Annotated in this window: 24 protein-coding genes; 6 read left to right on the top strand and 18 right to left on the bottom strand. The window is 44.5% G+C overall.

Features of this window, described 5'->3' with window-relative positions:
- Positions 1 to 109: 109 nt before the first annotated feature.
- From OCV30_RS05455 to yceD, 13 genes are all read right to left on the bottom strand, one after another.
- Entirely contained in the window at positions 110 to 877 is a 768-nt protein-coding gene (locus OCV30_RS05455; RefSeq protein ID WP_009848983.1) for a TatD family hydrolase, read from the bottom strand.
- Positions 868 to 1833, bottom strand: coding sequence for a DNA polymerase III subunit delta' (locus OCV30_RS05450; protein ID WP_065677965.1), 966 nt, complete (start codon positions 1831 to 1833; stop codon positions 868 to 870). The genes OCV30_RS05455 and OCV30_RS05450 overlap by 10 nt, the downstream gene beginning before the upstream one ends.
- 6 nt (positions 1834 to 1839) lie before the next feature.
- Positions 1840 to 2472, bottom strand: coding sequence for a dTMP kinase (gene tmk, locus OCV30_RS05445; RefSeq protein ID WP_065677964.1), 633 nt, complete (start codon positions 2470 to 2472; stop codon positions 1840 to 1842).
- Between the two features lie 10 nt (positions 2473 to 2482).
- A complete protein-coding gene (gene mltG / locus OCV30_RS05440) occupies positions 2483 to 3499 on the bottom strand; it encodes an endolytic transglycosylase MltG (RefSeq protein WP_065677963.1) in 1017 nt (338 codons plus the stop codon).
- Entirely contained in the window at positions 3496 to 4374 is an 879-nt protein-coding gene (gene pabC, locus OCV30_RS05435) for an aminodeoxychorismate lyase (RefSeq protein WP_065677962.1), read from the bottom strand. The genes mltG and pabC overlap by 4 nt, the downstream gene beginning before the upstream one ends.
- Positions 4375 to 4477: 103 nt before the next feature.
- Positions 4478 to 5722, bottom strand: coding sequence for a beta-ketoacyl-ACP synthase II (fabF, locus tag OCV30_RS05430; RefSeq protein ID WP_004736554.1), 1245 nt, complete (start codon positions 5720 to 5722; stop codon positions 4478 to 4480).
- Between the two features lie 93 nt (positions 5723 to 5815).
- Positions 5816 to 6049, bottom strand: coding sequence for an acyl carrier protein (acpP, locus tag OCV30_RS05425; protein WP_012603569.1), 234 nt, complete (start codon positions 6047 to 6049; stop codon positions 5816 to 5818).
- 166 nt (positions 6050 to 6215) lie between these two features.
- Positions 6216 to 6950 (bottom strand): 3-oxoacyl-ACP reductase FabG, encoded by a 735-nt coding sequence (fabG, locus tag OCV30_RS05420; protein WP_029222897.1) that lies wholly within the window; start codon positions 6948 to 6950, stop codon positions 6216 to 6218.
- Positions 6951 to 6975: 25 nt separating this feature from the next.
- Complete coding sequence (fabD, locus tag OCV30_RS05415) at positions 6976 to 7899, bottom strand: ACP S-malonyltransferase (RefSeq protein WP_065677961.1); 924 nt, start codon at positions 7897 to 7899, stop codon at positions 6976 to 6978.
- 80 nt (positions 7900 to 7979) lie between these two features.
- Positions 7980 to 8930, bottom strand: coding sequence for a beta-ketoacyl-ACP synthase III (locus OCV30_RS05410; RefSeq protein ID WP_010437276.1), 951 nt, complete (start codon positions 8928 to 8930; stop codon positions 7980 to 7982).
- A gap of 5 nt (positions 8931 to 8935) precedes the next feature.
- Positions 8936 to 9961 (bottom strand): phosphate acyltransferase PlsX, encoded by a 1026-nt coding sequence (plsX, locus tag OCV30_RS05405; RefSeq protein WP_012603565.1) that lies wholly within the window; start codon positions 9959 to 9961, stop codon positions 8936 to 8938.
- 9 nt (positions 9962 to 9970) lie between these two features.
- Positions 9971 to 10141, bottom strand: a complete 171-nt coding sequence (rpmF, locus tag OCV30_RS05400; RefSeq protein WP_004737376.1) for a 50S ribosomal protein L32 — start codon at positions 10139 to 10141, stop codon at positions 9971 to 9973.
- 44 nt (positions 10142 to 10185) lie between these two features.
- On the bottom strand, positions 10186 to 10713 hold the full coding sequence (gene yceD / locus OCV30_RS05395) for a 23S rRNA accumulation protein YceD (protein WP_004733994.1): 528 nt from the start codon (positions 10711 to 10713) through the stop codon (positions 10186 to 10188).
- A 149-nt stretch (positions 10714 to 10862) separates the two neighbouring features.
- Between yceD and OCV30_RS05390 the strand changes: the two genes are divergently transcribed.
- Positions 10863 to 11444: a Maf family protein gene (locus OCV30_RS05390; RefSeq protein ID WP_065677960.1), complete on the top strand. Its 582-nt coding sequence runs from the start codon at positions 10863 to 10865 to the stop codon at positions 11442 to 11444.
- 253 nt (positions 11445 to 11697) lie between these two features.
- Here the strand turns inward: OCV30_RS05390 and rluC are convergent, their stop codons facing one another.
- The gene (gene rluC / locus OCV30_RS05385) at positions 11698 to 12642 is read right to left on the bottom strand and encodes a 23S rRNA pseudouridine(955/2504/2580) synthase RluC (RefSeq protein ID WP_012603563.1); all 945 of its coding nucleotides are present in this window, start codon (positions 12640 to 12642) and stop codon (positions 11698 to 11700) included.
- Positions 12643 to 13260: 618 nt separating this feature from the next.
- On the opposite strand from rluC, the gene rne reads away from it, so the two are divergent.
- Both rne and OCV30_RS05375 read left to right on the top strand, forming a co-directional pair.
- Positions 13261 to 16395 (top strand): ribonuclease E, encoded by a 3135-nt coding sequence (gene rne, locus OCV30_RS05380; protein ID WP_065677959.1) that lies wholly within the window; start codon positions 13261 to 13263, stop codon positions 16393 to 16395.
- 261 nt (positions 16396 to 16656) lie between these two features.
- Positions 16657 to 18204 carry a SulP family inorganic anion transporter gene (locus tag OCV30_RS05375; RefSeq protein ID WP_017102825.1) on the top strand — a complete coding sequence of 516 codons (1548 nt, stop codon included), beginning with the start codon at positions 16657 to 16659 and terminating at the stop codon, positions 18202 to 18204.
- Positions 18205 to 18314: 110 nt separating this feature from the next.
- Here OCV30_RS05375 and OCV30_RS05370 read toward each other — a convergent pair whose 3' ends face one another.
- Positions 18315 to 18764 (bottom strand): low molecular weight protein-tyrosine-phosphatase, encoded by a 450-nt coding sequence (locus OCV30_RS05370; RefSeq protein ID WP_065677958.1) that lies wholly within the window; start codon positions 18762 to 18764, stop codon positions 18315 to 18317.
- Between the two features lie 84 nt (positions 18765 to 18848).
- Between OCV30_RS05370 and cobO the strand changes: the two genes are divergently transcribed.
- Complete coding sequence (gene cobO / locus OCV30_RS05365) at positions 18849 to 19454, top strand: cob(I)yrinic acid a,c-diamide adenosyltransferase (protein ID WP_065677957.1); 606 nt, start codon at positions 18849 to 18851, stop codon at positions 19452 to 19454.
- 241 nt (positions 19455 to 19695) lie between these two features.
- Here cobO and OCV30_RS05360 read toward each other — a convergent pair whose 3' ends face one another.
- The 3 genes from OCV30_RS05360 to apbC all read right to left on the bottom strand — a co-directional run bounded on the left by OCV30_RS05360 (position 19696) and on the right by apbC (position 23939).
- Positions 19696 to 21858, bottom strand: a complete 2163-nt coding sequence (locus tag OCV30_RS05360; protein ID WP_065677956.1) for an AsmA family protein — start codon at positions 21856 to 21858, stop codon at positions 19696 to 19698.
- Positions 21859 to 21964: 106 nt separating this feature from the next.
- Positions 21965 to 22606: a uridine kinase gene (gene udk, locus OCV30_RS05355; protein WP_004734002.1), complete on the bottom strand. Its 642-nt coding sequence runs from the start codon at positions 22604 to 22606 to the stop codon at positions 21965 to 21967.
- Between the two features lie 256 nt (positions 22607 to 22862).
- Positions 22863 to 23939 (bottom strand): iron-sulfur cluster carrier protein ApbC, encoded by a 1077-nt coding sequence (gene apbC / locus OCV30_RS05350; RefSeq protein ID WP_065677955.1) that lies wholly within the window; start codon positions 23937 to 23939, stop codon positions 22863 to 22865.
- A gap of 157 nt (positions 23940 to 24096) precedes the next feature.
- On the opposite strand from apbC, the gene metG reads away from it, so the two are divergent.
- Positions 24097 to 26157 carry a methionine--tRNA ligase gene (gene metG, locus OCV30_RS05345; protein WP_017102828.1) on the top strand — a complete coding sequence of 687 codons (2061 nt, stop codon included), beginning with the start codon at positions 24097 to 24099 and terminating at the stop codon, positions 26155 to 26157.
- 221 nt (positions 26158 to 26378) lie between these two features.
- Positions 26379 to 26858, top strand: a complete 480-nt coding sequence (locus OCV30_RS05340) for a YehS family protein (RefSeq protein ID WP_009848621.1) — start codon at positions 26379 to 26381, stop codon at positions 26856 to 26858.
- Positions 26859 to 26985 lie beyond the last annotated feature (127 nt).

The following is a 26985-nucleotide window of genomic DNA, read 5'->3' as shown; positions in this document are numbered from 1 at the left end:
ACGCTCTCAAGTTCAACATATTCCGTAAACATTAAAAAAAAACGCATTTTTGGTGATCAAAAACACAAAAAGGGAGCTTTCGCTCCCTTTTGTTTGTTTAGTTAGATTTCTATCGCAAAAAAAGTTTTTGGTAATTTTTGGTCGTTTGTTCAGCAACCTCTTTCATTGATACCCCTTTTAACTGGGCGATATAAGCCGCAACTTCGACTACATATGCAGGCTGATTCTCTTTACCACGATATGGAATTGGCGCCAAATATGGCGAATCCGTTTCGATCAGCAACCTATCTAGAGGTAGGTTTTTCACAACGTCTTTAAGTTCTGTGGCTTGTTTAAAGGTCACAATACCTGAGATCGAGATATAGAAACCTAATTCCATTGCCGCTTCAGCGAACGCTTGATCTTCAGTAAAGCAGTGAATCACACCACCACACTTCTCTGCTCCACCATCGCGTAAAATAGCTAACGTATCTTCACGCGCGTTACGCGTGTGGATGATCAAAGGTTTATTAAGCTCAACAGCCAACTCAACGTGCTGCTTGAACCTAAGCTGTTGTAGCTCTGCAGTCTCTGGTTGGTAATGATAATCTAGGCCAGTTTCACCAATCGCCACCACTTTAGGGTTGCTCGCGTACTCACGCATTCTGTCTAAACAGAAGTCGCTCTCTACGTCGAGAGGGTGAACGCCACACGAAGCCTTAACGTTATCAAACGGCGAGATCATCTCAAGCATGTTTTCAAACGAATCCAACGTCACACCGACAGAAAGCAGTTGGTCAACGTTGGCTGCTTTCGCTTTATTAACCACGTCTTCTACGCTGGTGTGTAAATCTTGGTAATCCAGTTTGTCTAAATGACAATGGGAATCTACGAACATGTTTCCTCGCAAGTGGCTATCAGCCAATTCATTATGAGTAGCTCCGTATTGAGCCCAGGGTGTTGCTTTAACTGCTCAATCAATATCAGCAGTTTATTCGACGCTGCATAAGCACTTTGATAAGACATCACCTCATACAGTGCTTTCGCACTCGGAATAATAGCCTGATTAGCTAAACCAAAATGCAGCTTTTGTACATCTGACAATAAATGCCAAAGCCAGCTAAGTTGAATCAAAGGGTCTTTGCTAAGCTCTGTAGAGAACTTCAGCATGTCGGGTTGAGTGCCTTTTATCACATTCACAAAGCCATCGAGCGCTTTTGTTGAAGCTTCGACACCACCTTGATCAAACATTGCTTTCGCTTTCAGGGGGGCGTTGTCGTTCAATGTCAGTATGTACTGAGGAACCGTTTTACCAACTTCTCCATTTAACCATGCCGATCCTGCATCCAATTGTGGGCACACCACATTAAATTGCTGGCAACGGCTAAGAATAGTTGGCATTAAACGATTACTGTTGCGCGTCGAAAGAATGAAAATACAGTTACTCGCAGGTTCTTCCAGCGTTTTCAACAGCGCATTAGATGCCGATTCGTTCATCGCTTCAGCCGGATTCAGCAAGATGACACGCAGGCCACCTAACTGGGACGATTGTTGAGCCCAGCGGTTACTCGCACGCACTTGGTCAACCGTAATCGATTTACCTTCTTTCTCAGGTTCAATCACATGGAAATCCGGGTGACTCCCCGACTTCATCAGTTCACAACTGTGGCAAAATCCGCACGCTTCACTTTCGTAATTAACACACATCAATGCATCGGTAAGTTGGCTAACCAGCGCTTCCACACCAAGCCCGTCAGGCGCATTAACGATCACAGAGTTAGGAAAACGTTCTGCATCGAGACTTTTTTTCCACTCACTCCATACAGGTGTGAGCCAAGAATAAACTTCAGCCATGACTACCTACTGTTTATTGAGCCAAGCACTGAGCGCGACTTTAATATCAGCGGCTACTTGCTCAATTTCTTGCTGCGCATTAATCACGAGTACAGAATCGTCTTGCCCTGCAATTTCTAAGTAACGCTCACGCGTGCGATCGAAAAATGAGATGTCCATCTTTTCAATTCTATCAAGCTCACCACGACCTCTAGCGCGTTCAAGCCCGACTCTAGGGTCTAGGTCCAAATATAGTGTTAAATCTGGCTTAAAGCCGCCTAGCGTGGTTGCTTTCAGTGATTCCATAGTGCTACGAGCGATCTGACGACCACCACCTTGGTATGCTTGAGAAGACATATCATGGCGATCACCCAATACCCATTTACCGCTGTCTAATGCGGGCTTGATGACGTTTTCTACCAATTGAACGCGTGCTGCGTACATCAGCAGTAGTTCAGTCATATCTTGAAGCTTCTCACCTTCGTGCTCTTCTTTAACTAATGAGCGCATCTTTTCAGCCAAGACAGTGCCACCCGGTTCACGAGTATTAACGATATCTTTAACACCCGATGCTTTTAATGTCTCGACAATGGCATTGATTGCTGTACTTTTACCAGCACCTTCAAGGCCTTCAACTACGATAAATTTCGACTGATTCATAATTCTTTCTTTATTTGTTTTTTCTTAATTGCTTTAAGTAAGCTCGTACTGCACGGTTATGCTCAGTCAAACTCTTTGAAAATACGTGACCGCCCGTTCCACTCGCAACAAAATACAGGTAGTTGCTCTTCTCTGGATTCAGAGCCGCGTTGATAGACGCTTTACCCGCCATCGCGATCGGTGTTGGCGGTAAACCGCTCATTGTATAGGTGTTGTACGGCGTTGGTGTGCGTAGATCTTTCTTACGAATATTGCCCTTGTAGCTATCGCCCATGCCGTAGATAACCGTTGGATCAGTTTGCAGACGCATACGCTTGTTCAAACGGTTAACGAACACAGAAGACACACGCTCACGCTCTGACGCTACTGCAGTTTCTTTCTCAATGATAGACGCAAGAATCAGCGCTTCATACGGCGATTTAAGAGGCAGCTTATCGGCTCTGTTTTCCCACTCATCATTGACCACGTTCATTAGATCTCGGTGGGCGCGTTTCAACAAATCTAAATCCGTTGTGCCGTAGGTATAGTGGTATGTTTCCGCTAAGAAAAGGCCTTCTAGTTTTTCATTTTCGATACCAAGCTTTTGTGCGATCTCTTTTTCAGACACCCCGTCCAACGTCTGCTGAATAAATTCGTTGTCTTTTAGCTGAACAAGCCACTCATCAAAACGACTGCCCTCTACGAAGGTAATGGTAAATTGGTGCTCTTTCCCTTCGACAAGCACTTTTAGCGCTTGTTCGAGGGTTAAACCTGGCTCAAGCAGGAATGTACCCGCTTTTACGTCTACAAGCTCAGGATGTAACTTACGGATTAATTTCTCATAAGGAGAAGCCTCGAAAAGCCCCTCGTTAATCAACTGGGCTAGAACGCGGTTAAAGCTGCTACCTGAAGCAACAGTCACGACTTGTGGTTTTTCTAATTGAATAACTTGTTTCAGGTTATCTTGCGCTTGGTTGTAAACGTAGAACCCAGCAGCTGCGGCTGCAATTAGGCACAAGATAATAAAAATAAATAACTTTTTGATCACGAGTTTAGTTGTCCTTGAAGGCTACGAGTAACGGTTCCAATGTTGAATTGGGTATCACTAATACGGGTAACTGGGGCAACCCCTAAAATGGAGTTGGTCATGAAAACCTCATCAGCTTGCATGAGTTGAGATAAGCAGTAGTCACTAATAGTAACGGAAAGTTCAGCTTGATTCAGCGCGGTTAACACTTGCTTACGCATAACCCCAGCAACGCCACTTTGCGTCAGTTGAGGAGTGTGAATCGTCTGCCCTTTTCGCCAAAACAGATTAGCCATGGTGGTTTCAATCACGTTACCTGATATATCCAGAACCACGCCATCCACTTCACCGGCCTGATCCATTTCATCTTTCATCAAGATTTGCTCAAGGCGATTATTGTGCTTATGACCGGCCAATAATGGGCTCAAACCCAGGGCTTGTTGGCAGATACCGAGTTCTACACCGGAATCTTGCCACGCGGAATAATGATTTGGGTAATCAAATGTACTGATGGTTATCGTTGGCTTGGCGATATTCTTGGCACTGTAGCCACGACCGCCAGCCCCACGGCTAACGTGCAGCTTGAGCCCTGCTTTTTCATTATGAGGCTTGTTTTTGTCTTGAAGATTCGTTGAACCATTAAGGCTCTTTGTACCAGGAAGCGCATTGTGTTGGATATGTTCAAGTGCATTATCGAGCCAAAGGTTAACCGTATTCCAATCAAGTTCGGAAATGCGTAACGCTTTAAGACAATCATCAACACGACGCTGATGATCGTGAAAATATTGAATCTGGCCATCTTGAACAAGCATGGTAGTAAAACAGCCGTCTCCATACTGAAACGAGCGATCTAAGATATCGACAGTTTGCTGACTTTCTCCATCAACCCAAAACATGTTTTTCCCCATAAAAAGAAACGGCTCAATGCTAAAGCATCGAGCCGTTTAAAAACAGTTCTAATTATGACTATCTACGATGTTTGACTCTTATATAAGATGATTAAATCTTTTTGAAGATCAAACAGCCGTTAGTACCACCGAAACCGAATGAGTTACATGCAGCATATTCCATACCGCTAACTTTACGCGCAGTGTGAGGTACTAAGTCAATATCTAAGCCTTCTTCAGGATCATCTAAATTGATTGTTGGTGGAACAATTTGATCAATTAGAGACATCGCAGTGATGATCGCTTCAGCAGAACCCGCAGCACCTAGAAGGTGGCCAGTCATTGATTTCGTAGAAGAAACCAAGACTTGCTTGCTGCCTGCTTCGCCAAGAGCACGCTTGATGCCCTTCACTTCCGCTACGTCACCTGCAGGAGTCGAAGTGCCGTGTGCGTTAACATAACCGATTTGTTCACCAGTAATGCCAGCATCACGCATAGCCGCTTCCATTGCTAGTGCGCCACCAGAACCATCTTCACTTGGAGATGTCATGTGGTAAGCGTCACCCGACATACCGAAGCCAACTAGCTCACAGTAAATCTTAGCGCCACGAGCTTTAGCATGTTCATACTCTTCAAGAACCATCATGCCTGCACCGTCACCAAGAACGAAGCCGTCACGGCCTTTGTCCCATGGACGAGAAGCTTTTTGAGGCTCATCGTTACGAGTAGACAGTGCTTTAGCCGCACCAAAACCGCCCATACCTAGTGGTGTCGATGCTTTTTCAGCACCACCCGCTAGCATTGCGTCAGCATCGCCGTATGCAATCATACGAGCCGCGTGGCCAATGTTATGTAGGCCAGTCGTACATGCTGTAGAGATCGCGATGTTTGGACCGCGTAGGCCACGCATGATAGACATGTGACCCGCAATCATATTCACGATCGTCGACGGTACGAAGAACGGGCTGATTTTACGAGGGCCTTTTTCAGTTAGAGCCTTGTGACCGGCTTCGATCAAACCAAGACCACCAATACCAGAACCGATAGCAACGCCTACACGAGGAGCGTTTTCTTCAGTAATAGTTAGGGCTGAATCATCTAAAGCTTGAATACCTGCTGCGACGCCGTACTGGATGAACAAGTCCATCTTACGAGCATCTTTTTTAGTCATATACTCTTCGCAGTTAAAGTCTTTAACTAGACCTGCAAAACGAGTTGAGAAATTGGTTGCATCAAAATGATCGATATTAACGATACCACTTTGACCAGCTAGCAGGGCTTTCCAAGAAGATTCTACAGTGTTGCCTACCGGCGACAACATACCCATGCCAGTGACAACTACACGACGCTTGGACACGATATTACACTCCGGGGATTGAGGTGATTTAAGATGAGGATAGATGAGTTAGATAAAACACAGGCGGTCGAGGTGACCGCCTGGGAGAGATTATTACTGAGCGCTAGTTACGTAATCGATAGCAGCTTGAACAGTAGTAATTTTCTCAGCTTCGTCATCTGGAATCTCAGTGTCGAATTCTTCTTCTAGAGCCATTACTAGCTCAACTGTGTCTAGAGAATCTGCACCTAGGTCATCAACGAAAGAAGCTTCGTTTTTAACTTCAGCTTCGTCTACACCTAGCTGTTCAACAATGATTTTCTTTACGCGTTCTTCGAGGTTGCTCATTTTTTCTTTTCCTTTACAGAGTTCGCTTTATGCGATGTTTTCCGTAGTTTATTCAATCTATTGAAAGTTGCAAGGTCAACTTTTCTGGTCAAACCACAATTTTCACGATTTTAACCGAAATTACGTATGATCTTGACTTAAATCATGCACAAATGTTGCACATAATTTACACCATGTACATACCGCCATTGACGTGAAGTGTTTCACCTGTGATATAAGCTGCCGCAGGTGACGCCAAAAATACCACAGCTTCAGCGATTTCGCGAGGGTCACCTAGTCGACCTGCTGGTACATTCGCCAAAGTTACTGCACGTTGGTCATCATTTAGCGCTTTAGTCATGTCAGTTTCGATGAAACCAGGTGCTACAGTGTTCACTGTAATACCACGAGACGCAACTTCACGAGCCATTGATTTAGTAAAACCAATTACGCCTGCTTTTGCAGCTGCGTAGTTAGCTTGACCAGCGTTACCCATAGTACCGACTACAGAACCAACGTTTACGATACGTCCTTGACGCTTCTTCATCATGCCACGCAATACAGCTTTAGACATGCGGAAGATAGGCGTTAGGTTAGTATCGATGATGTCATTCCATTCATCGTCTTTCATACGCATAAGTAGGTTATCACGAGTGATACCTGCGTTGTTAACCAGAATGTCAATCGCACCGAATTCATCGTTGATGGTTTTCAGTGTAGCTGCAATTGAGTCAACATCCGTTACATTAAGAGCAAGACCTTTACCGTTCTCACCTAGGTACTCACTGATTGCAGCAGCGCCGCCTTCAGACGTAGCAGTACCGATAACTTTAGCACCACGCTCAACTAAAAGTTCAGCGATTGCACGACCGATACCACGGCTTGCGCCTGTAACTAGTGCAACTTTGCCTTCTAAATTCATCATAACTTCTCTATTAAGTGTTTATTTACTTAGCAGCTTCTAGTGATGCAATGTCATTAACTGCAGCAGCTGTCATAGTTTTTACGATTCGTTTTGTTAGACCGGTAAGAACTTTACCTGGGCCTAATTCTAGTAGCTTCTCTACGCCTTGCTCATTCATAGCTTGTACACCTTCAGTCCAACGAACTGGGCTGTATAGCTGACGAACAAGTGCGCTTTTGATTTTTGCAGGGTCTGTTTCAGCAATAACATCGACGTTATTGATAACAGGCAGTGCCGGTGTGTTGAACTCTAGAGCTTCTAGAGCAACCGCTAGCTTGTCTGCTGCAGGCTTCATAAGGGCACAGTGAGATGGCACAGATACAGGTAAAGGAAGAGCACGTTTAGCGCCTGCTTCTTTACATAGTGCACCAGCGCGCTCTACTGCCGCTTTGTTACCTGCGATAACAACTTGGCCAGGTGAATTGAAGTTAACTGGAGACACAACTTCGTCTTGTGCCGCTTCTTCACACGCTTTAGCAATCGCCTCATCATCTAGACCGATGATTGCGTACATTGCACCAACGCCCGCAGGAACCGCTTCTTGCATCAGTTGACCACGTAGCTCAACTAGCTTGATCGCTTCTTTAAAGTCGATAACACCCGCACACACTAGTGCAGAGTATTCGCCTAGGCTGTGGCCTGCTAGGTTTGCAGGTTGCTCTAGACCAAGCTCTTGCCATACACGCCAGATTGCAACAGACGCTGTTAGTAGAGCCGGTTGAGTACGGAAAGTTTCATTTAGATTTTCTACTGGACCATCTTGAACCAATGCCCATAGATCGTAACCAAGTGCTTCTGAAGCTTCAGCAAATGTCTTTTTAACAACATCATACTGTTCGCCTAGGTCAGCAAGCATACCGATAGCTTGAGAGCCTTGGCCTGGGAATACGATAGCAAATTTGCTCATTGTAATTTTCCTTTAAGCAAAGCAAAAAATTGAATAAGGCACATAAGTTATGTGCCTTGTTTGTTGATTATCGCTTGGGGTTAGAATTTAACTAACGCAGAACCCCAAGTGAAGCCGCCGCCAAATGCTTCAAGTAGAAGCGTTTGGCCACGTTTAATTCGCCCGTCGCGAACAGCCTCATCAAGGGCCGTTGGTACGGTAGCTGCCGACGTATTGCCGTGCTTATCAAGAGTAATCACAACTTGATCAAGCGACATCGTCAGCTTTTTAGCGGTTGCCGAAATAATACGGTAGTTCGCTTGATGTGGAACTAACCAATCAAGCTCTGACTTATCCATATTGTTCGCAGCTAATGTGTCTTTCACTAGCTTAGAAAGCTGAGTTACCGCCACTTTAAATACTTCGTTGCCCGCCATGTGCAACCATTTGTCCGCATCACCGCCACGCTCTGGAACTTCTAGGCTTAGAAGCTCACCATATTTACCGTCAGAGTAAATGTGAGTAGACAAAATACCTGGCTCTTCGCTTGCGCCAACAACCACCGCACCTGCAGCATCACCAAATAAGATGATAGTAGAGCGGTCAGTCGGATCACAGGTTTTTGACAGTGCATCCGCACCGATTACCAAAACGTTCTTACACATGCCAGTCTTGATGTGTTGATCAGCAACAGACAGTGCGTAGACAAAACCAGAACACGCCGCAGCCAAATCAAACGCAGGGCAGCCTTTGATACCAAGCTTGCCTTGTACCTGACATGCCGAAGACGGAAATGTGTGGCTACTGCTGGTTGTCGCAACGATGATTAAATCAATATCTTCTTTGTCGATACCTGCCATTTCAATGGCATTCTCAGCAGCGTAAAACGCCATATCCGCAACAGTTTCGTTTTCCGCTGAAATACGACGCTCTTTAATACCTGTTCTAGCAACGATCCACTCATCGCTAGTCTCTACCATTTTCTCTAAGTCTGCGTTAGTACGCACCTGAGATGGCAAGTAGCTGCCAGTACCTAAAATTTTGCTATACATGAAGACTAATAATGCCTCTCGAGTAAAACCGCTTCCAAACGATCGCTAATGCGACTGGGGACTTGTCGTTTGACCTCGTGTACTGCCTCACCAATCGCGTTGACGACTGCAGACACATCAGCACTTCCATGGCTTTTAATGACAATGCCGCGCAATCCTAACAAACTTGCGCCGTTATACTGGTCGGGGTTCAAGGTTTTTAATTCAGTAAATAGCTCAGAAAACAACATTCTGGCGATCCAACCCTTTATTGTTGAAGCCATCATGCGCGTTTTTAGCTTATCAATAAAGAGCTGAGCCGTACCTTCACACGTTTTTAAGCAGACATTGCCCACAAAACCATCACATACGACGACATCAGCAGCATCTTGAAGTAATTGATTACCTTCAATATAGCCTATGAAGTTCACAGACTGAGTATTCGACAACATTTCAGCGCATCGTTTTACAAGGTCATTGCCTTTGATTTCTTCAGCGCCGATATTCAAGATAGCGACACGAGGCACGCGACCTAAATGTTGTTCTGCTAATGCACTGCCCATTACGGCAAACTGAAACAGTGAATCCGCGTCACTAGAAACGTTCGCTCCTAAATCAAGCATCCATGTACGGTTGCCAGAAGCGGTAGGCAAAGCTGAAACCAATGCAGGCCTATCAATACCAGGAAGGAGTTTGAGTCGGAAACGAGATAACGCCATCAGTGCGCCGGTGTTGCCACCACTCACACAAGCATCAGCTTGTGACTCGGCAACCAGATCGATAGCAGCACGCATAGAGCTACCCTGACTGTTGCGTAGGGCCAGTGAAGGTTTTTCAGAATTGGAAATGACTCGATCACAATGCTGGATACTCAAACGAGAATCAGGCATTCGACCTAATGAAGATAATTGAGATGTGATCGCGTTTCGATCACCTATTAGAATGACTTTTAGCTCTGGGAAATACGACAGTGCCTGCACGGCGGCAGGCACTGTAACACGAGGACCGAAGTCCCCGCCCATTGCATCAAGCGCAACGGTTAGATTTTGCAAAGGTCAACCTTACTTGTTGATAACCTTTTTGCCGCGGTAGAAACCTTCGGCAGTCACGTTGTGACGTAGGTGAGTTTCACCTGAAGTTGCGTCTACAGAAAGTGCAGCTGTAGTTAGCGCATCGTGTGAACGACGCATGCCACGCATTGAACGTGATTTCTTGCTCTTTTGTACGGCCATTGACCCTACTCCTATGTAAATTCTTAAAGATACTTACTAATAAGTTACTTCTTTAAGTTTTTTAAAACATCAAATGGATTCGGCTTTTTATCTTCCTCAATTTCTTCAGGAAGTTCACCAAACACCAAGTTATTTGAGTTAACGCTACATTTCGCATCGTCGTGCATTGCTATTTGTGGCAATCCAAGGATGAACTCGTCTTCAACTAATTGAATCAGGTCTAACTCACCGTACTCGTTCAGATCTACCAAATCGTACTCTTCCGGTGCTTCCTCTTCACTTTTCTCGCTGTAAACAGGAGTATAAGTAAATTGGACATCGCACTCATGTGCGAAAACCTCATTACAACGTTGACACTCTAAATCGACTTCGACGTTAGCTTTACCAGAGATAACGACTAATCGTTGTTCATCAAGCCCAAATGACATTGAGACTTGCGCGTCACGTTTTACGCCTTCAGTTGTTTCGGTTAAACGCTTTAAAAGACTGACTTGAATGATACCATCCATATCGAGTCGTTTTTGAGCCGTTCTTGCCGGATCAACTGTACGCGGTATTTTTTCCTTTTGCATAGGGCGCGAATCTTATCTTCCAAATCGTGTTTAGTCAAAGGAAATGGCAAAAAAAATGTACTTTCCTACCTTTCCTGTTCAGAGCATTATGAATAGCAGGCTAAGTTACGTTATCCTGAACTAAATGCTTACACGAATTGTAAATTAAAATGAGAAATTACCAACTAGTTTTAGCTTCTACATCTCCATTTAGGCAAGAGATCCTCAAAAAACTACAGTTAGACTTTGTCACAGCGAAGCCTGACTGCGATGAAACGCCACTTCCAGAAGAGACTCCTCAACAATTGGTAATGCGTCTTGCTGAAACCAAAGCCAAATCTTGTACTGTCGAACAACCAAGCCTAGTGATTGGTTCCGATCAAATATGTGTGATTGACGAAGAAATCATTGGCAAACCTCATACTCGTGAAAAAGCGATTGAGCAGTTGTCTCGTCAAAGTGGTAAGAGCATCACTTTCTATACTGGGATAACGGTATGGAACAGCGAGACCAGTAAAGCTGACACGCGTCTCGACACCTTTGTTGTGCATTTCCGCGATTTAACTGAGCAACAGATCATTTCTTATGTTGAGAAAGAGCAGCCTTATTACTGCGCGGGCAGTTTTATGTGCGAAGGGTTAGGTATTGCATTGTTTAAACAGATGGAAGGTAAAGACCCAAACACGCTGATCGGCTTACCTCTGATCGATTTAGTCGATATGCTTGAGGCACAAGGAATGAACGTGTTGTAAGCAATACTTACCACTCTGTTGGAGATTCCCTACTCCTTCCTTCGTCAGTCTAGGGAATGACGGAACGCGTAATTTTATCTAATCCGCTAATGATATAGAACGTGACCTTAAAAAGTCATCATCCTCAAGAGCGAGGAACGAGCGAGTTGGGGAGCTTCTGCAACATATGAAAACAAAAAAAGGTTGACGATATTCGTCAACCTTTTCCATTTGATGCATCTGATACTCAATTCACGAAAAATCTCGTATCTTCTTAAAGCTTACGTAAACCAGTTAAGGCTTTCTCTAGCCTTCTTTCCATTGGCGCAGAGATATCCATCTTCTCTTCGCTACCCGGGTGGATAAACTTGATGTTGGCTGCATGTAAGAACAGACGATTCAGTCCTACTTTACCCGTATAAGCATCGAAACGACGATCACCGTAACGATCATCCCAAGCTATTGGATGACCAGTATACTGAGCGTGCACACGGATTTGGTGTGTACGGCCTGTAATTGGGCTAGCTTGAATCAACGTCGCCTCTTGGAATTTCTCTAAAACCTTAAAGCGGGTTTCAGAAGCTTTACCATTCGGGTTCACTCGAACAATGCTATTCACTTCATTTTTTAACAAAGGTGCGTTGACGACTTTACAGCTGTTCTTCCATTCGCCCATCACTAAAGCGAAATAGTATTTTTGAACCGTTTTTTCACGGAACTGTGCTTGAAGGTGTCTTAGCGCCGAGCGCTTCTTAGCAACAAGCAAAATGCCAGACGTATCTCTATCAATACGGTGCACTAACTCAAGAAAACGAGCATCAGGGCGAAGAGCACGCAATGCTTCAATCGCGCCAAACTTCAAGCCGCTGCCACCATGAACCGCAGTACCTGATGGTTTATTGAGAATCAGCATGTGATCATCTTCATAGATGATGCACTGTTCCAATTCCGAAACCTTATTGAGTTTCGTACTCGGTACGTTCTCTTCCGTTTTCTCTTCAATAGTAACGGGAGGGATACGTACTAAGTCGCCAGCTTTTAGTTTGTACTCAGCCTTGATACGTTTCTTGTTAACGCGGACTTCGCCTTTACGCACGATTCGGTAAATCATGCTTTTCGGGATGTTTTTTAATTGGTTGCGTAAGAAGTTATCAATACGCTGACCAGCCATATCTTCGTCAATGTCGACAAATTGGACTTGGGTTCTAATTTCGCTCATTGGGTTATTGTATCACTGTCACTTTTGATAATTGAGATTTTCTTAACCCTATTCTGAACTTATTTATCTAAAATCCCTGCGACTCTATCCCTAAAAGGTCATTGAAGTTCTATATTTCTTTGATTCTCCGAACAAAAAAGCACCAAGCTTCCTGCAAATTAAAATATCAATTGATAAATTATTTATAGACAGTGAGTTAGAGCTATCAAAACCCAAACAAAAACTGTTTTTTTTACCGCATTACGACAAAGCAGATTGCTGTGTTTACCGACCACTGCTATAGTTCACAGCTGCTATCAATGGATTGACTAATATTTAAACAGCTAACCATTCATAAGCAAGTAAATGAGTAGATGACTCAGATTAGACAGTGCTGCAATCGGCGTAAGACACGGTCAACTGAGTTCCTTATCGCTCTACTCACGTACACTCATGTTGAGTATTCACCGCCACATCGCGGATCATAGGCTAACTCCCTATGATGACTGACGTGCCCCAGAGCATCCCTCTCCAGCCGGGAGGCTGCACCGATAAAGCCATGGGATCTGGCACCATGAGAAACGAACTAAAGCGATAAGACCAATGATGAAAATAAGAAAAGACAATGAGAATTTCTAAATGAAAAGAATGTTAATTAACGCAACTCAAAAAGAAGAGTTGCGTGTCGCTTTGGTTGATGGCCAGCGACTGTTCGATCTAGATATCGAAAGTCCAGGTCACGAATCAAAGAAAGCGAATATCTACAAAGGACGTATTACCCGTATTGAACCAAGCCTAGAAGCGGCATTTGTTGATTACGGCGCAGAACGTCACGGTTTCCTCCCTCTTAAAGAAATTGCCCGCGAATACTTCCCTGAAGGTTATACATACCAAGGCCGTCCTAGCATTAAAGAAGTGCTAAGAGAAGGACAAGAAGTAATCGTACAAGTTGAGAAAGAAGAACGTGGTAGCAAAGGCGCTGCACTGACAACTTTCATCTCTTTGGCGGGTAGTTACTTAGTTCTTATGCCAAATAACCCTCGCGCTGGCGGTATTTCTCGTCGTATCGAAGGTGATGAACGCACTCAACTGAAAGCAGCATTAAGCACTCTTGAGCTTCCTCAAGGTATGGGCTTAATTGTGCGTACAGCGGGTGTAGGCAAAAGTGCAGAAGAGCTAGAGTGGGACTTGAACGTTCTATTGAATCACTGGGGCGCTATCAAGCAAGCTTCTGATTCAAATGCAGCTCCTTTCCTTATTCACCAAGAAAGTAACGTTATCGTTCGTGCGATTCGTGACTATCTACGTCGTGATATTGGCGAGATTCTAATCGACAGCAATACTATTTTTGAACGTGCACAAGCGCACATTCAATTAATACGCCCAGATTTCATGAATCGCGTTAAGAAATACGATGGTGAAGTACCACTATTCAGCCATTACCAGATTGAAAGCCAGATCGAATCTGCTTTCCAACGTGAAGTTCGTCTTCCATCTGGTGGTTCTATCGTAATCGACCCAACAGAAGCTCTGACTTCTATCGATATCAACTCTGCTCGTGCAACAAAGGGCGGCGATATCGAAGAAACAGCACTTAACACTAACCTAGAAGCAGCCGATGAAATTGCACGTCAATTACGTCTACGTGACCTAGGTGGTCTTGTTGTTATCGACTTTATCGATATGACTCCGGTTCGCCACCAACGCGAAGTAGAAAGCCGTCTACGTGATGCCGTTCGTTTAGATCGCGCACGTGTTCAGATTGGTCGTATTTCTCGCTTTGGTCTTCTAGAGATGTCTCGTCAACGTTTGAGTCCATCACTAGCAGAAGCAAGCCACCACATTTGTCCTCGTTGTACAGGTACTGGTGTTGTTCGTGATAACGAATCTCTAGCACTATCTGTTCTACGTCTGATCGAAGAAGAAGCTCTAAAAGACAACACTGCGCAAGTTCTTGCTGTAGTCCCTGTTCCTATCGCTTCTTACCTATTGAACGAAAAACGTCGCTCAGTAAACCACATCGAGAAGAACCAAGAAGTTAAGATCACTGTAGTTCCTAACTCTGACATGGAAACACCGCACTTTGAGGTTATCCGTGTTCGTGAAGGTGAAGAGTTCGACCTACTGTCTTACTTGCTGCCTACCAAGCTAGAAGCTCTAAAAGAAGCAGAAAGCAAAGAGCCTGCAGAACAGACTATTCGTCCTAAGAAGATCGAAGAGCCAGCTCTTAAAGGCTTCGCAGCTCCTGCTCAATCAGCACCGACTCCTGCTCCAGCTCCTAAAGCTGTAGAAGAGAAAAAAGCTGAATCAGCAGCGACTCAAGAACCAGGTTTAGTTGGTCGTTTCTTCAAAGCTATCGGTAGCTTCTTATTTGGCTCTTCAACTCAAGAAGAGAAAAAAGAAGAAGAGAAGCAAGAAGAGAAACCTAAGAACAATCGCAACAACGGCAACCGTCAACGCCGTGATCGTAACGATAACCGTCGTCGCAACCAACGTGGCGAGCGCGGTGAACGTAATGAGCGCAGCGAGCGTGGTGACAATCGTAACGAAAACCGTGACAACAAACGCCGTCGTAAACCAGTTCGTGATGAGAAACCTGAAGAGCAGAAAGAAACTGCTCCGCAGCAAAATCGCCAGCCTCGTAAGCCTAAGCAAGACCGTCGCAATAAGCCACGTGATGAGCAGAAGCTACGTGAAGAACAAGCTCCATCTAAATTAGCAGAAGAAGGTCTACAGCTAGCAGCAGAAGCGCAAGCTGATAAACCTGAAGCGCCGAAGGCGAAGCCTGAAGCAAAAGCTGTGAAGATTAAAGAGCGTCGCCAGCGTCGTAAACTGAATAAGCAAGTTCGTGTTAAAGACCAACTAGCTCAAGCAGAAGCTGACAACAATGCCGATAACGCTTCAAAAGAGCAAAAGGCACAAGCAGCAAATCACGAACAAGCTGTAGCTCAAGAACAGAAGGTTGCTGAGCAAGTTGAAGTAACTCAAGTAGACTCAGAGCAAACTGAACAGGAAGAGCCGAAGCAACGTCGTAACCGCCGTTCACCACGTCACCTACGTGCAAGTGGCCAACGTCGTCGTCGCGGTCGTGATCGTCGCCCTAACCCATTCCGCCTACGTAAAGGTGGTGTAGCTTCTCCAGAGATGGCTATGGGTAAAGTGATGCCTCGCTTCATTCCAAAACCTCACCATAATCAGACAAAACCTGAAGTGGCTGAAGTTGAAGTAGCAGTTGAAACTCAAGTTGCTGTACAAGAGCAAAACGTAGCTCAAGAGACGGCACCGCAAAGTAACACTGCTATGGCTGGCGGCTTTGCATGTCCTGAACTTGCGATGGGTAAAGTCATTATCCGCCGTGAAGAAGCTGAAACTGTCGTTGAAACTCAGGTAACTGAAGCTCCTGCGGTAGTTGAAACTGAGAAAGTTGAAACTCCAGTGATTGCTGAAACTGCGAAAGTTGAATCGCCTGTTGTAGCAGAAGCTGTGCAAGTAGAAGCAACACCAGTTGTTGAAGCTGAAGCACCTAAAGCTGAAAGTGTAAAAGTAGAAGAAGCTCCTGTGGTAAAAGCAGAAGCTCCTAAAGCGGCACCAAAGGCAGCTGTTGCTAAAAAACAAGCAGGTTCACCAATGACTAAAGCTCCTGGTCCTCAAGAGATCAAAGAGATTCAAGTTGTTGCGGCTCCATTCCGTACTGAGCGTTTTGTATCGAAAGGTGCAGGTAGCCAAGCAGCGTCAAATAAAGCCGGCGCAGGCATGACTAAACCTCAATACTAATGAGCTTCGCAGAGTAATCTGCAGAGAACTATCTAAGGGCGACTTATTCATAAGTCGCCCTTTTTTTATATCCACAGTTCCGATTAGTTATAATAGATATATTACTCAAAATAGGGTTCAACCTTGAACTTAATCACATTTTTGGGTAGCATTCGCGCACTTATATTTTCGACACTTAGCTATTGCCGCTCTTTTTCATCACTGTTTGGCTACGCAATACACTCGTGTCGGTAAACCCATTTTAAGCATAGCTGAGCAAACATGTTCGAATTCCCACAATTTTCAAAGCACTCTGTAAAAAATGATGTGCTTTCAGGTCTTACCGTAGCCTTAGCTCTAGTACCTGAAGCCGTAGCATTCGCCTTTGTTGCAGGCGTTGACCCAATGGTTGGTCTTTACGCAGCATTCATCGTAGGTTTAATCACTTCTGTCTTCGGCGGTCGTCCAGGTATGATTTCTGGTGCAACTGGCGCAATGGCTGTTGTAATGGTTAGCCTAGTAGCAACCCATGGCGTTCAATACCTATTTGCGGCAGTTATGCTAGCCGGCCTTCTGCAAATTGCAGCGGGTGTATTTAAGCTAGGTAAATTCATCCGTATCGTTCCGCACCCAGTAATGATTGGTTTCGTGAACGGTTTAGCGATCGTTATCTTCTTAGCGCAGCTTGGACAATTTAAAGCACCAGACGTAACAGGTGCGCTAACTTGGTTACCAAGCGGTCAAATGACACTAATGCTAGGTCTAGTCGCACTCACTATGGGTATCATCCACTTCCTACCTAAGCTCACTACAGCAGTACCTTCTTCATTGGTAGCTATTGTTACAGTAACAGCTTTGGTTGTAGGCCTTGATCTTGAAACTCGCACTGTTGTTGATTTCCTACGTACTATGTCTGGTGACGAAGCAGCAACACTAGCGGGCTCTCTACCAACATTCTCTATTCCAGCAGTACCGTTTAGCCTAGAAACGCTATACATCATCCTGCCTTACGCAGTGATTCTTGCAGCGATTGGTCTAATCGAATCACTACTAACGCTAACCGTACTAGACGAAATGACAAACACTCGTGGCCAATCTAACCGCGAATGTGTTGGTCAAGGTATGGCGAACGTGACGTGTTCAGTATTTGGCGCGATGGGTGGTTGTGCGATGATCGGTCAATCGATGATCAACGTAAACTCAGGTGGTCGTGGTCGTCTTTCAGGTATCGTAGCGGCAGTTGCACTACTGATGTTCATCCTGTTCGGCTCTGCACTGATTGAAATGATTCCTCTAGCAGCACTTGTGGGCGTTATGTTCATGGTTGTTATCGGTACGTTTGAATGGGCAACCTTCAAGTTGGCACGTCGCGTTCCTAAGCAAGACTTCTTCGTTATCGTCCTTGTAACTGTAGTTACAGTACTAACAGACCTTGCGGTAGCAGTTGGTGTGGGTGTTGTTGCTTCTGCACTAATGTTTGCATGGCAACATGCTAAGCACATCTACGCAGACACATCGGTTAACGCTGAAGGCTCTAAAGAGTACAAAGTTAACGGTCCAATCTTCTTTGGTTCAACCGCTAACTTCCTTGAGTTGTTTGACTCATACAACGATCCACAAGATGTTATCGTTGATTTCGCAAACTCACGCGTTACTGACCACTCTGCTATTGAAGCGATCGACACGATTGCTGACCGTTACGCGGCACTAGGTAAAACACTTCACCTTCGCCACCTAAGCCAAGACTGTGTTGCTATGCTGCACAAAGCCGGTAGCTTAGTTGAAGCGAACGTTGCAGAAGACCCAATCTACAAAGTAATGTCTAAGTAAGCTTAGTCATAGCTTAAAGCTAGATTTAGAAAGGCCGACATTCAATGTCGGCCTTTTTTATATCGATGAACCTTGATACTTTATCGCCCACCAAGAACACAGCCTCTACACTATATTGAACGCAGTATCGCTTCGCTCGACTCTTCGATTAAATCCAACACTAATTCAAAGCCATTCCCCTCACCATAATAAGGATCGGGAATTTCTTGATATTGTGACTCTCCAAAACTCAAAAATAACGCGAGCTTGTATTGGAGGTGAACTGGACACTGGCTCACTAAGTCATCTAAATTCGCCTTGTCTACCGCAAGTATCAGGTCAAACTCTTCGAAGTCATTATCTACCACTTTACGAGAAGTAATCCCTTTAAAGCTGTAGCCTCGCTTCTCTCCTGCTGATTTTGAACGTGAGTCTGGCGCATTACCTTGATGAAAGCCAATCGTCCCAGCGGAGTCGACCGTTACATTAATATCCATCTGCTGAGCTTTCTTTCTCAGCACCGCTTCACCTGTTGGCGAACGACAAATATTCCCCATACAAACCACGAGTATCTTTTCCATCCGTAATCACCTGTTCTTCCGATGGTTTTTGCTATCGTTAAGTTAGGCTATGATAGGCGTAATCACAACTTAAAAGGATTTGTTATGTCGACCGAAGACAACAAAGAACAACGCCATAAAGCAAGACAACAGAAAGTAAAAGAGCAAGTCGATGCACGTGTTGCAGCAGCGCAAGAAGTGAAAGGACTGTTATTGGTTATTACTGGCAACGGTAAAGGGAAATCGACATCAGGCTTCGGTACGATTACACGTGCAGTCGGTCACGGTAAGAAATGTGCCGTTGCTCAGTTTGTAAAGGGAACTTGGGATAACGGTGAAAAGAACGTTCTTCAAAAACTCGATGTAGAGTTCCAAGTGATGGGTACAGGCTTTACTTGGGAAACTCAAAATAAGACGAAAGATATTGAAGCCGCACAGCGCGTATGGAAAGAGTGCCAACGCATGCTAACTGATGAGTCGATTGATGTGATTCTGTTTGATGAGCTGACGTACATGGTGAGCTATGGCTACATTGAATTGGATGAAGTGGTAGAAGCCCTGAATAACCGTCCTAAAATGCAATCAGTGATCATCACAGGCCGTGGAGCGCATCGTACTTTAACGGACATGGCCGATACCGTGTCTGAAGTTCGTAACGTTAAACACGCTTTTGAGTCTGGTGTAAAAGCTCTGCAAGGTGTGGATTGGTAACAGCCTTTCAACTAGAAATCTCCGACTCGGTCATTCTTCCCTCTCGGGGGTGACGACCACTAGACTGTCACGTCCTTGAATAAAGCAAGACTACCTATCGTCATTCCCTAGGACCAGGAACGAGTCTCATAGGGAACCTTTTTGCTTACTAAACCCGGATAATAATCAGCGCCCAAACAAAAGCGCCATTCCTCGTAATAAGGAATGGCGCTTTTTATATGCTATTTATTTAAAATAGCGATTAGTTAAACAAGCCTTTGAGTAAACCATTGACTGCATCTCTAGTTTTCTCATCTTTGATCTTGTCACCGTATTTTTCTTCAAGTTTCTTAATACCGCGATCAATCTCTTTTTCAGCTTTCTGTTTCAACACATCATCAAAAACAAGCCCAAATTTCGGGTCAGCCCACTGGCCGGTTACCTTAATTGGAATCGTCACATCTTTGAGATCATCAATGCTCTTACCACCCTGGCCTTCAAGCGAACCAACAATTGACGTGCGAACCAGGAAGTCGACCGTTTCATTGATGAAGTTTGCTTTACCTTGACCTGTCACGCGTAAAAGAGGCGACTGTGCCGATAGGTCGTTCGTTGAAACCCAACCTTTATCAACCTTGAGTGTTGCTTTCATTGCACTAAAATCTGTCTTTTGAGACTCATCTTTGCTTTCGACTTTTTCGCCTTTGATCTTAGCGTAGTTTTCTCTAATCAGTTGCGCGATGTTGATGCCATTAACCGCACCATCTTCAAAGTTAATCGCAATAGTACCTACCAAGTTCTTCTTGATTCCTGTTGGCGTCAAGCTCTTACCTTTAACGTTAACATCGATATTACCGGTACCTTCCAGCGTATCGTTGTTCGCTACGTCAACCAGTAACGGTTGTACTTTTACGCCTTTAATCTTTTTCTTAGCCGTGTAAGTCGCAGGCGTCTTGCGTGCATCTAATCGTGCTGTTGCCGAGATAGAGCCTTGGTAAAGATTCGAGGTAAACGATGTCAGATCTGCGATACCACGGTTAACTGAGAACGCAGTTTTCACGTTCTGCATTTTTGCGTTGTTCGCCTTGAACTTATCGATTGTGATATTACCTTTCACATCGAGCGTTTTCAGAGCTGACAGATCAGGTTCTACTTCTTTCGCAGGAGCCGAGTTATCTGAACTTGACGTCGAAGAAGCTGTAGTATTTGAAGTTGAGCCACCAGCAGAATCAGAAGGCGCAGCGCTCGCTGTTTCTTCTGTATTACCTAGGCCTAAGAACTCATCTAAATCGATGTTCGGGCTATGAAGAGAAAAACGAACCTTTGGTATTTCAGATAAAGTGATTTCCGCTTTACCGTCTAGTGCGATAGCGTTAGCTTGCAGCTTCTCTAGCACAAAGCTCAAGTGACTCTTCGTTAGATCAAAGCTTAAGTCAGACAGCATATCCACTTTCATTGGTGATTGAGGAAGCGTTTCACCTTTGAATGTTGAGTCTAATGTTAACTTGTTCAATGTTATTTTTGAGATCGCGCTATCGACAGTTAAGTCACCGCCACCTTTAAGATCAAGGTCAAGACCAGCAGCATTACCAATCACCGCATAAGTCAGTTGGTTAACCTTATCGAACTCAAACGTATTTAAGCCAATCTTCGCTGACTCGATCGACGTTGCTGGATCATTGAACTTCGCATTAAGGTCAATATTTCGTAATGCGTAGCTTGCAAAGCCTTCCGCTAATTTGAATTCAGCACTGCCATTTGCAGAGAACTTCTGTTGGTTGTTTTCACCAGAAGCCGCAAACGTCGCGGCCGTCCATGTATCAACGGCAAACTCAGAAAGACTCAAAGACACATCGTATAGCTTAGTGAATGAACCTGCTTGCTTGTCGTCCATCTCAAACAATGCGTTTGAGACTGTTACACCTGCAAGATTGATCGTCCAACCAGATGTGTCTGTAGAAGTTTGCTCTTGAGGCGCCGGTGTTGCTTCAGAACTTGTATCCGCTGCAGGTTCAGACTCCTTAGGAGCAGACGCTTGTGTGAGCGCATCGATGTTCTTGCGACCATCTTTAAGCGTTTCTAAATAAAATTCTGCACCATCTAGAGTGATATTGCCGATCTCTAGTTGATTGCTAAATAGCGGAGTAACCGAAACATCAACGCCAACCGTATCAACCTTAAACAGGTTTGGTTGAGTGAACCCTTCAGGGTTACGTAATTCAGTTTGACCAAGTTCGAAGCCAATAGATGGGAAGAATTGCCAACTGATATCACCCTCGATCACGAGCTCTAGGCCTGTGTATTTTTGGGCTTGTTCGACAATTAATGGCTTAAATTGGTTGGGATTCACTAACAGCACTAGTACCAGAATTGCTGCAACGACAACAAACACTGGTACAGCTATGAAAATGAGTAGTTTCTTCATCCGCATATTCCTTGCTTAGATTCCAAAAGAAAGTGGCACTATAAAAGTGCCACTGATTCGGTAAAAAATAAAGCTAAGTGAGTCACTTAGGCAAAATTTTATTCGATTAAGACTTCAACAACTTCGCAATATGCGCTTTTAGCACATCAATCGCAATACGGTTTTTACCACCACGAGGAACGATGATGTCTGCATGTTGTTTTGAAGGCTCGATAAACTGCATGAACATTGGGCGTACTGTTTCTTGGTATTGTTTAAGTACCGTATCCATTGTTCGACCACGCTCTTCTACATCACGCTTAACGCGACGTAGTAAACAGATGTCCAACGGTGTATCCATAAATACGCTTGCGTGCATTAGTTTACGAAGACGCGGGTCTGTCAGAAGCAGAATACCTTCTAAAATGATCACTTTCTTAGGAGTAAGTGTAGTCGTTTCAGAAGTGCGTGTGTGCTCTGTGTAGCTGTATTCAGGAACTTCCACGGCATTGCCACTCATTAGCTGCTGTAGGTGTTCGCATAAAAGGTCATGATCTAGTGCATTTGGGTGGTCGTAGTTAGTTTTAACTCGCTCTTCCATACTCAAGTGACTTTGGTCGCTGTAATAGCAATCTTCCGTGATAACACCAATTTGATGGTCGCCTACTTTTTCGCGCAGCTCATTATAAATCGTACTCGCGATCAGGCTTTTTCCTGAAGCTGAAGCGCCAGCGATACCTACGATGACACATTGATTATTATCAGACATTAATTTGCACCCGATATGGTTTGGTGGTGGGAAGAGATAAACCGCCTGATTATAGGGGCTAAAGCATATAGATTCTAGTCGCGATGTTAGCTAATTGCAGTCAAATTGATGATCTCAATACATTTACTTAAAGCAATCGTTTGCTTTCAAATAACTTAAATACAACTATGTGCACAAGCCCTATGGCTATCCACTTAATCCAACCGTTGTTTATCTCACCCAAACATGATTTACACGGCTTTTTGATCAGCCATTGCTATTCAACCAAAGAAAAATTAATCGCTTCTGGTCTCGCCTTACCCGTCCAGAACATCTTCGCAGCCACGTTCTCAGCAAGCTCTAAATAATGACGCGTGTGTTCACTATCTGGACGACGTATAACGGTTGGGCAACCTGCATCAATATCTTCACGTACATCAATGTGCAGCGGGATTTGCGCCAAAATATCAAGGTAGAATTCTTCCGACATAGCTTCCGCGCCACCAGCACCGAAGATATGCTCTTTCTCACCACAGTGGCTACAGATATGGTAGCTCATGTTTTCCACTAAGCCTGCCACTGGCACGCTCACTTTATCGAACATCGCCACACCTTTACGTGCATCGGCTAAAGCCAAGTCTTGAGGAGTCGTCACGACTACTGCGCCCGTCACTGGGATCTGTTGCGACAACGTTAACTGAATATCACCCGTGCCCGGTGGCATGTCGATAACAAGGTAATCCAACTCTGGCCATACGGTTTCGTTAACAAGCTGACCTAACGCCTTAGCCGCCATTGGACCACGCCAGATAGCTGCATCATCTTTTGATACAAGGTAACCGATAGAATGCGTAAAAATGCCGTGCGCTTCGATTGGCATCATCCATTTGTTATTCTGTACTTCTGGTTTTGCGTCTAGCTGACCAAGCATCATAGGCACAGATGGACCGTAGATATCCGCATCCAACAAGCCCACTTTTGAACCTGACTTAGATAACGCAAGCGCAAGGTTTACAGAAGTAGTCGATTTACCCACCCCACCCTTTGCCGACGTCACGGCGATAATGTTCTTAACACCCTTCAAAGGTGTCGCGACTGTTGTTTCTAGCGCAGACGGCTTCACTTTTACTTCAAACTGAAAAGCACTAACAAGTTGCTGTTCAATCTGGGAGTGGATCCACTGTTCCAGTTCAATCGCGAGCTGATTCGCAGCAAAAGGCAAGGTAATAACGAATGATCCACGCGGATCAACCGATACAATATTTTGGTGTAGCGCCCACTCTGGGATGAGGATTGGTGACTCGAACTCATTCAACCATGAACAGAAATCTTGCTTAGAAGTAAAGTTACGCATTGGGGCTCCTTTTTTATTTATGCTATCACCCACGAGATGAAGACTGAACCCCTAAAAAACTAGGGGAATCCTTTGTCTGATAACTTGGCGTATCACACGTTATAAAGTAGTATTACCTCTCAAAATTTATACCTATCAAAAAAGCGAATTATTAAGTATGGCAACTGATCCAAGACAACTTTTGGTAACTTGTGCGCTTCCGTACGCGAACGGCTCTATTCACCTTGGTCATATGCTTGAGCATATCCAAGCTGATATCTGGGTTCGATACCAGCGTCTACGTGGCAACACTGTAAACTTCATCTGTGCTGACGATGCTCACGGCACGCCAATTATGCTTAAAGCTCAACAGATGGGTATCACGCCAGAAGAGATGATCGCTGCTGTTAGTGAAGAGCACCAAAAAGACTTCGCTGGCTTTGATATCAGCTTTGATAACTACCACAGCACACATAGCGAAGAGAACCGTGAACTGGCTTCTCACATCTATCTCGAACTTAAAAAGAACGGCTTCATTTCTAGCCGCACTATTTCTCAGCTTTTCGATCCTGAGAAAGAGATGTTCCTACCAGACCGCTTCGTAAAAGGTACTTGCCCTAAGTGTAAGTCAGAAGACCAGTATGGTGATAACTGTGATAACTGTGGTGAGACATACAGCCCAACTGAGCTAATTAGCCCTAAATCCGCGGTTTCTGGCGCAACTCCAGTAATGAAAGATTCTGAGCACTTCTTCTTCGACCTGCCTCAGTTCGAAAGCATGCTAAAAGAGTGGACTCGTTCTGGCTCTCTACAGAATGAAACTGCAAACAAAATGCAGGAATGGTTCGAGTCTGGCCTGCAACAATGGGATATCTCACGTGATGCACCTTACTTCGGTTTCGAAATCCCAGGCGAGAAAAACAAATTTTTCTACGTTTGGCTAGACGCTCCTGTTGGCTACATGGCTTCTTTCAAGAACCTATGTGACAAGCGTGACGATCTAAACTTTGACGAATACTGGAAGAAAGACAGCACAACTGAGCTTTACCACTTCATCGGTAAAGACATCGTTTACTTCCACAGCCTATTCTGGCCTGCAATGCTAGAAGGCGCTGGTTTCCGTAAGCCAAACAACGTATTCGTACACGGCTACGTAACGGTGAACGGTGCGAAGATGTCTAAGTCGAAAGGCACATTCATCAAAGCAAGTACGTACTTAAACCACCTAGACCCTGAGTGTCTTCGCTACTACTACGCTGCGAAACTAAACAGCCGTATAGATGACCTTGACCTTAACCTTGAAGACTTCACTCAACGTGTAAACGCTGATGTAGTAAACAAGATTGTTAACTTGGCTTCTCGTAACGCAGGCTTCATCACTAAGCGTTTCGAAGGCAAGCTTTCTGCTGAATTTGCAGAACCTGAGCTATACAACGAATTCGTTGCTGCTGCAGAGCGTATCGGTCAGCTATACGAAACTCGTGAGTTCAGCCGCGCTATCCGTGAAATTACTGCACTAGCTGATAAAGCTAACCAGTACATTGACGAAAAAGCACCTTGGGTTCTTGCGAAAGAAGAAGGCAAAGAGAAAGAGCTTCAAGAAGTTTCTTCTGTCGGTATTAACCTATTCCGCGTGCTAATGGCTTACCTTAAACCCGTTATGCCAGAGCTTGCGGCTCGCACTGAGGCTTTCCTAAACGAAGAGCTTACGTGGGAAGCGATTGCTACTCCGCTAACTGATCACGAAATCACTAAGTTCAAGGCGTTGTTTAGCCGTATTGATCCGAAGAAAGTAGAAGCAATGATCGAGTCTTCTAAAGAAGATGCAGCCGCTGAAGCAGCAGCAAAAGAAAAAGCAGAAGCTGAAAAAGAGCAAGCAAGCCAAACTGAGCTAGACAAAGAGCCAATCGCAGACGAGATTGAATTCGATGCCTTTGCAGCAGTCGATATGCGTATTGCTCGTATTATCTCATGTGAAGAAGTACCAAAAGCGAACAAGCTACTGAAGTTCCAACTGGACATCGGTGGTGAAACTCGCCAAGTATTCTCTGGTATCAAGTCAGCGTACAAACCTGAAGAGTTAGAAGGCAAACTAACTGTCATGGTCGCAAACCTTAAACCTCGTAAGATGAAGTTTGGTATGTCTGAAGGCATGATCTTAGCTGCTGGTCCTGGTGGCAGTGACTTGTGGATCCTTGAACCACACGAAGGTGCTCAACCTGGCATGCGTGTAATGTAGCTCTGGCTTCAGTCAGATAACAAGCACTCATAGCGAAATCCCTAATGCACTTTTAACTTGAATGAGTTGATAAGCATTGGGGATTTTTTATATCTACCGAAAATAAGCGTTCTCTGTTAGAGTCGCCGTCAACTATGCTATGTAGAGTAGAAATTGGTGTGCCGACAATAACAGGCTAACCAACACCTCTTTACTCTTCAAACCCTTTTTAGGAATCCCCAGTGACTAACAACGAAATCTTGCGTCGTATTCAACACGCGCTAAACCTTAAAAATGCACAGATCATTAAAGCTATCGAGCAAGCTGATGTGACCGTTGCTCATGACCAAGTGATTAATTGGCTAAAAGACGACAACGACAAGTCATGCTCTAAGATGAAAGATAAAGAGTTAGCGGTATTCCTAAATGGTTTTATCAATCTTAAGCGTGGCAAAAAAGAAGGTGTTCAACCTAAACCTGAAGTTGCTCTGACTAACAACATGATTTTCATGAAGCTGCGTATTGCATTGAACATGAAAGCAGAAGATGTATTAGATATATTAGAAGTGGTAGGCATCAGCCTAAGTAAGTACGAGATTGGTGCCTACTTCCGTAAGCCTGAGAACAAGAACTACAAAGTATGTGAAGACCAACTACTTTGCGATTTTCTAAATGGCGTGCAATTTACTAACCGTCCAGACTCAGAAGAGTTTGCAGGGTAAGTTACTGCCTATTGATACGTTTTCACCAACTATCAATAAATAAAAAGCGGCGAGATAATTTGATTATCTCGCCGCTTTTTCGTTTCTTTACGTCGTTTACTCAATAAGTAAAACAACCGAACAATAC

This window comes from Vibrio atlanticus (assembly GCF_024347315.1).
Lineage (GTDB): Bacteria > Pseudomonadota > Gammaproteobacteria > Enterobacterales > Vibrionaceae > Vibrio > Vibrio atlanticus.
This window is presented reverse-complemented; position numbering and strand designations above follow the sequence as displayed.

Coding starts and splice junctions, on each gene's coding strand:
- cobO (WP_065677957.1), top strand. CDS start 18,849: ATGTCGACCGAAGACAACAAAGAACAACGCCATAAAGCAAGACAACAG.
- apbC (WP_065677955.1), bottom strand. CDS start 23,939: ATGCGTAACTTTACTTCTAAGCAAGATTTCTGTTCATGGTTGAATGAG.
- OCV30_RS05370 (WP_065677958.1), bottom strand. CDS start 18,764: ATGGAAAAGATACTCGTGGTTTGTATGGGGAATATTTGTCGTTCGCCA.
- pabC (WP_065677962.1), bottom strand. CDS start 4,374: ATGTTTTGGGTTGATGGAGAAAGTCAGCAAACTGTCGATATCTTAGAT.
- tmk (WP_065677964.1), bottom strand. CDS start 2,472: ATGAATCAGTCGAAATTTATCGTAGTTGAAGGCCTTGAAGGTGCTGGT.
- OCV30_RS05410 (WP_010437276.1), bottom strand. CDS start 8,930: ATGTATAGCAAAATTTTAGGTACTGGCAGCTACTTGCCATCTCAGGTG.
- OCV30_RS05455 (WP_009848983.1), bottom strand. CDS start 877: ATGTTCGTAGATTCCCATTGTCATTTAGACAAACTGGATTACCAAGAT.
- OCV30_RS05360 (WP_065677956.1), bottom strand. CDS start 21,858: ATGAAGAAACTACTCATTTTCATAGCTGTACCAGTGTTTGTTGTCGTT.
- rpmF (WP_004737376.1), bottom strand. CDS start 10,141: ATGGCCGTACAAAAGAGCAAGAAATCACGTTCAATGCGTGGCATGCGT.
- rne (WP_065677959.1), top strand. CDS start 13,261: ATGAAAAGAATGTTAATTAACGCAACTCAAAAAGAAGAGTTGCGTGTC.
- metG (WP_017102828.1), top strand. CDS start 24,097: ATGGCAACTGATCCAAGACAACTTTTGGTAACTTGTGCGCTTCCGTAC.
- fabD (WP_065677961.1), bottom strand. CDS start 7,899: ATGAGCAAATTTGCTATCGTATTCCCAGGCCAAGGCTCTCAAGCTATC.
- OCV30_RS05390 (WP_065677960.1), top strand. CDS start 10,863: ATGAGAAATTACCAACTAGTTTTAGCTTCTACATCTCCATTTAGGCAA.
- rluC (WP_012603563.1), bottom strand. CDS start 12,642: ATGAGCGAAATTAGAACCCAAGTCCAATTTGTCGACATTGACGAAGAT.
- OCV30_RS05375 (WP_017102825.1), top strand. CDS start 16,657: ATGTTCGAATTCCCACAATTTTCAAAGCACTCTGTAAAAAATGATGTG.
- yceD (WP_004733994.1), bottom strand. CDS start 10,713: ATGCAAAAGGAAAAAATACCGCGTACAGTTGATCCGGCAAGAACGGCT.
- fabG (WP_029222897.1), bottom strand. CDS start 6,950: ATGAATTTAGAAGGCAAAGTTGCACTAGTTACAGGCGCAAGCCGTGGT.
- acpP (WP_012603569.1), bottom strand. CDS start 6,049: ATGAGCAACCTCGAAGAACGCGTAAAGAAAATCATTGTTGAACAGCTA.
- udk (WP_004734002.1), bottom strand. CDS start 22,606: ATGTCTGATAATAATCAATGTGTCATCGTAGGTATCGCTGGCGCTTCA.
- OCV30_RS05450 (WP_065677965.1), bottom strand. CDS start 1,833: ATGGCTGAAGTTTATTCTTGGCTCACACCTGTATGGAGTGAGTGGAAA.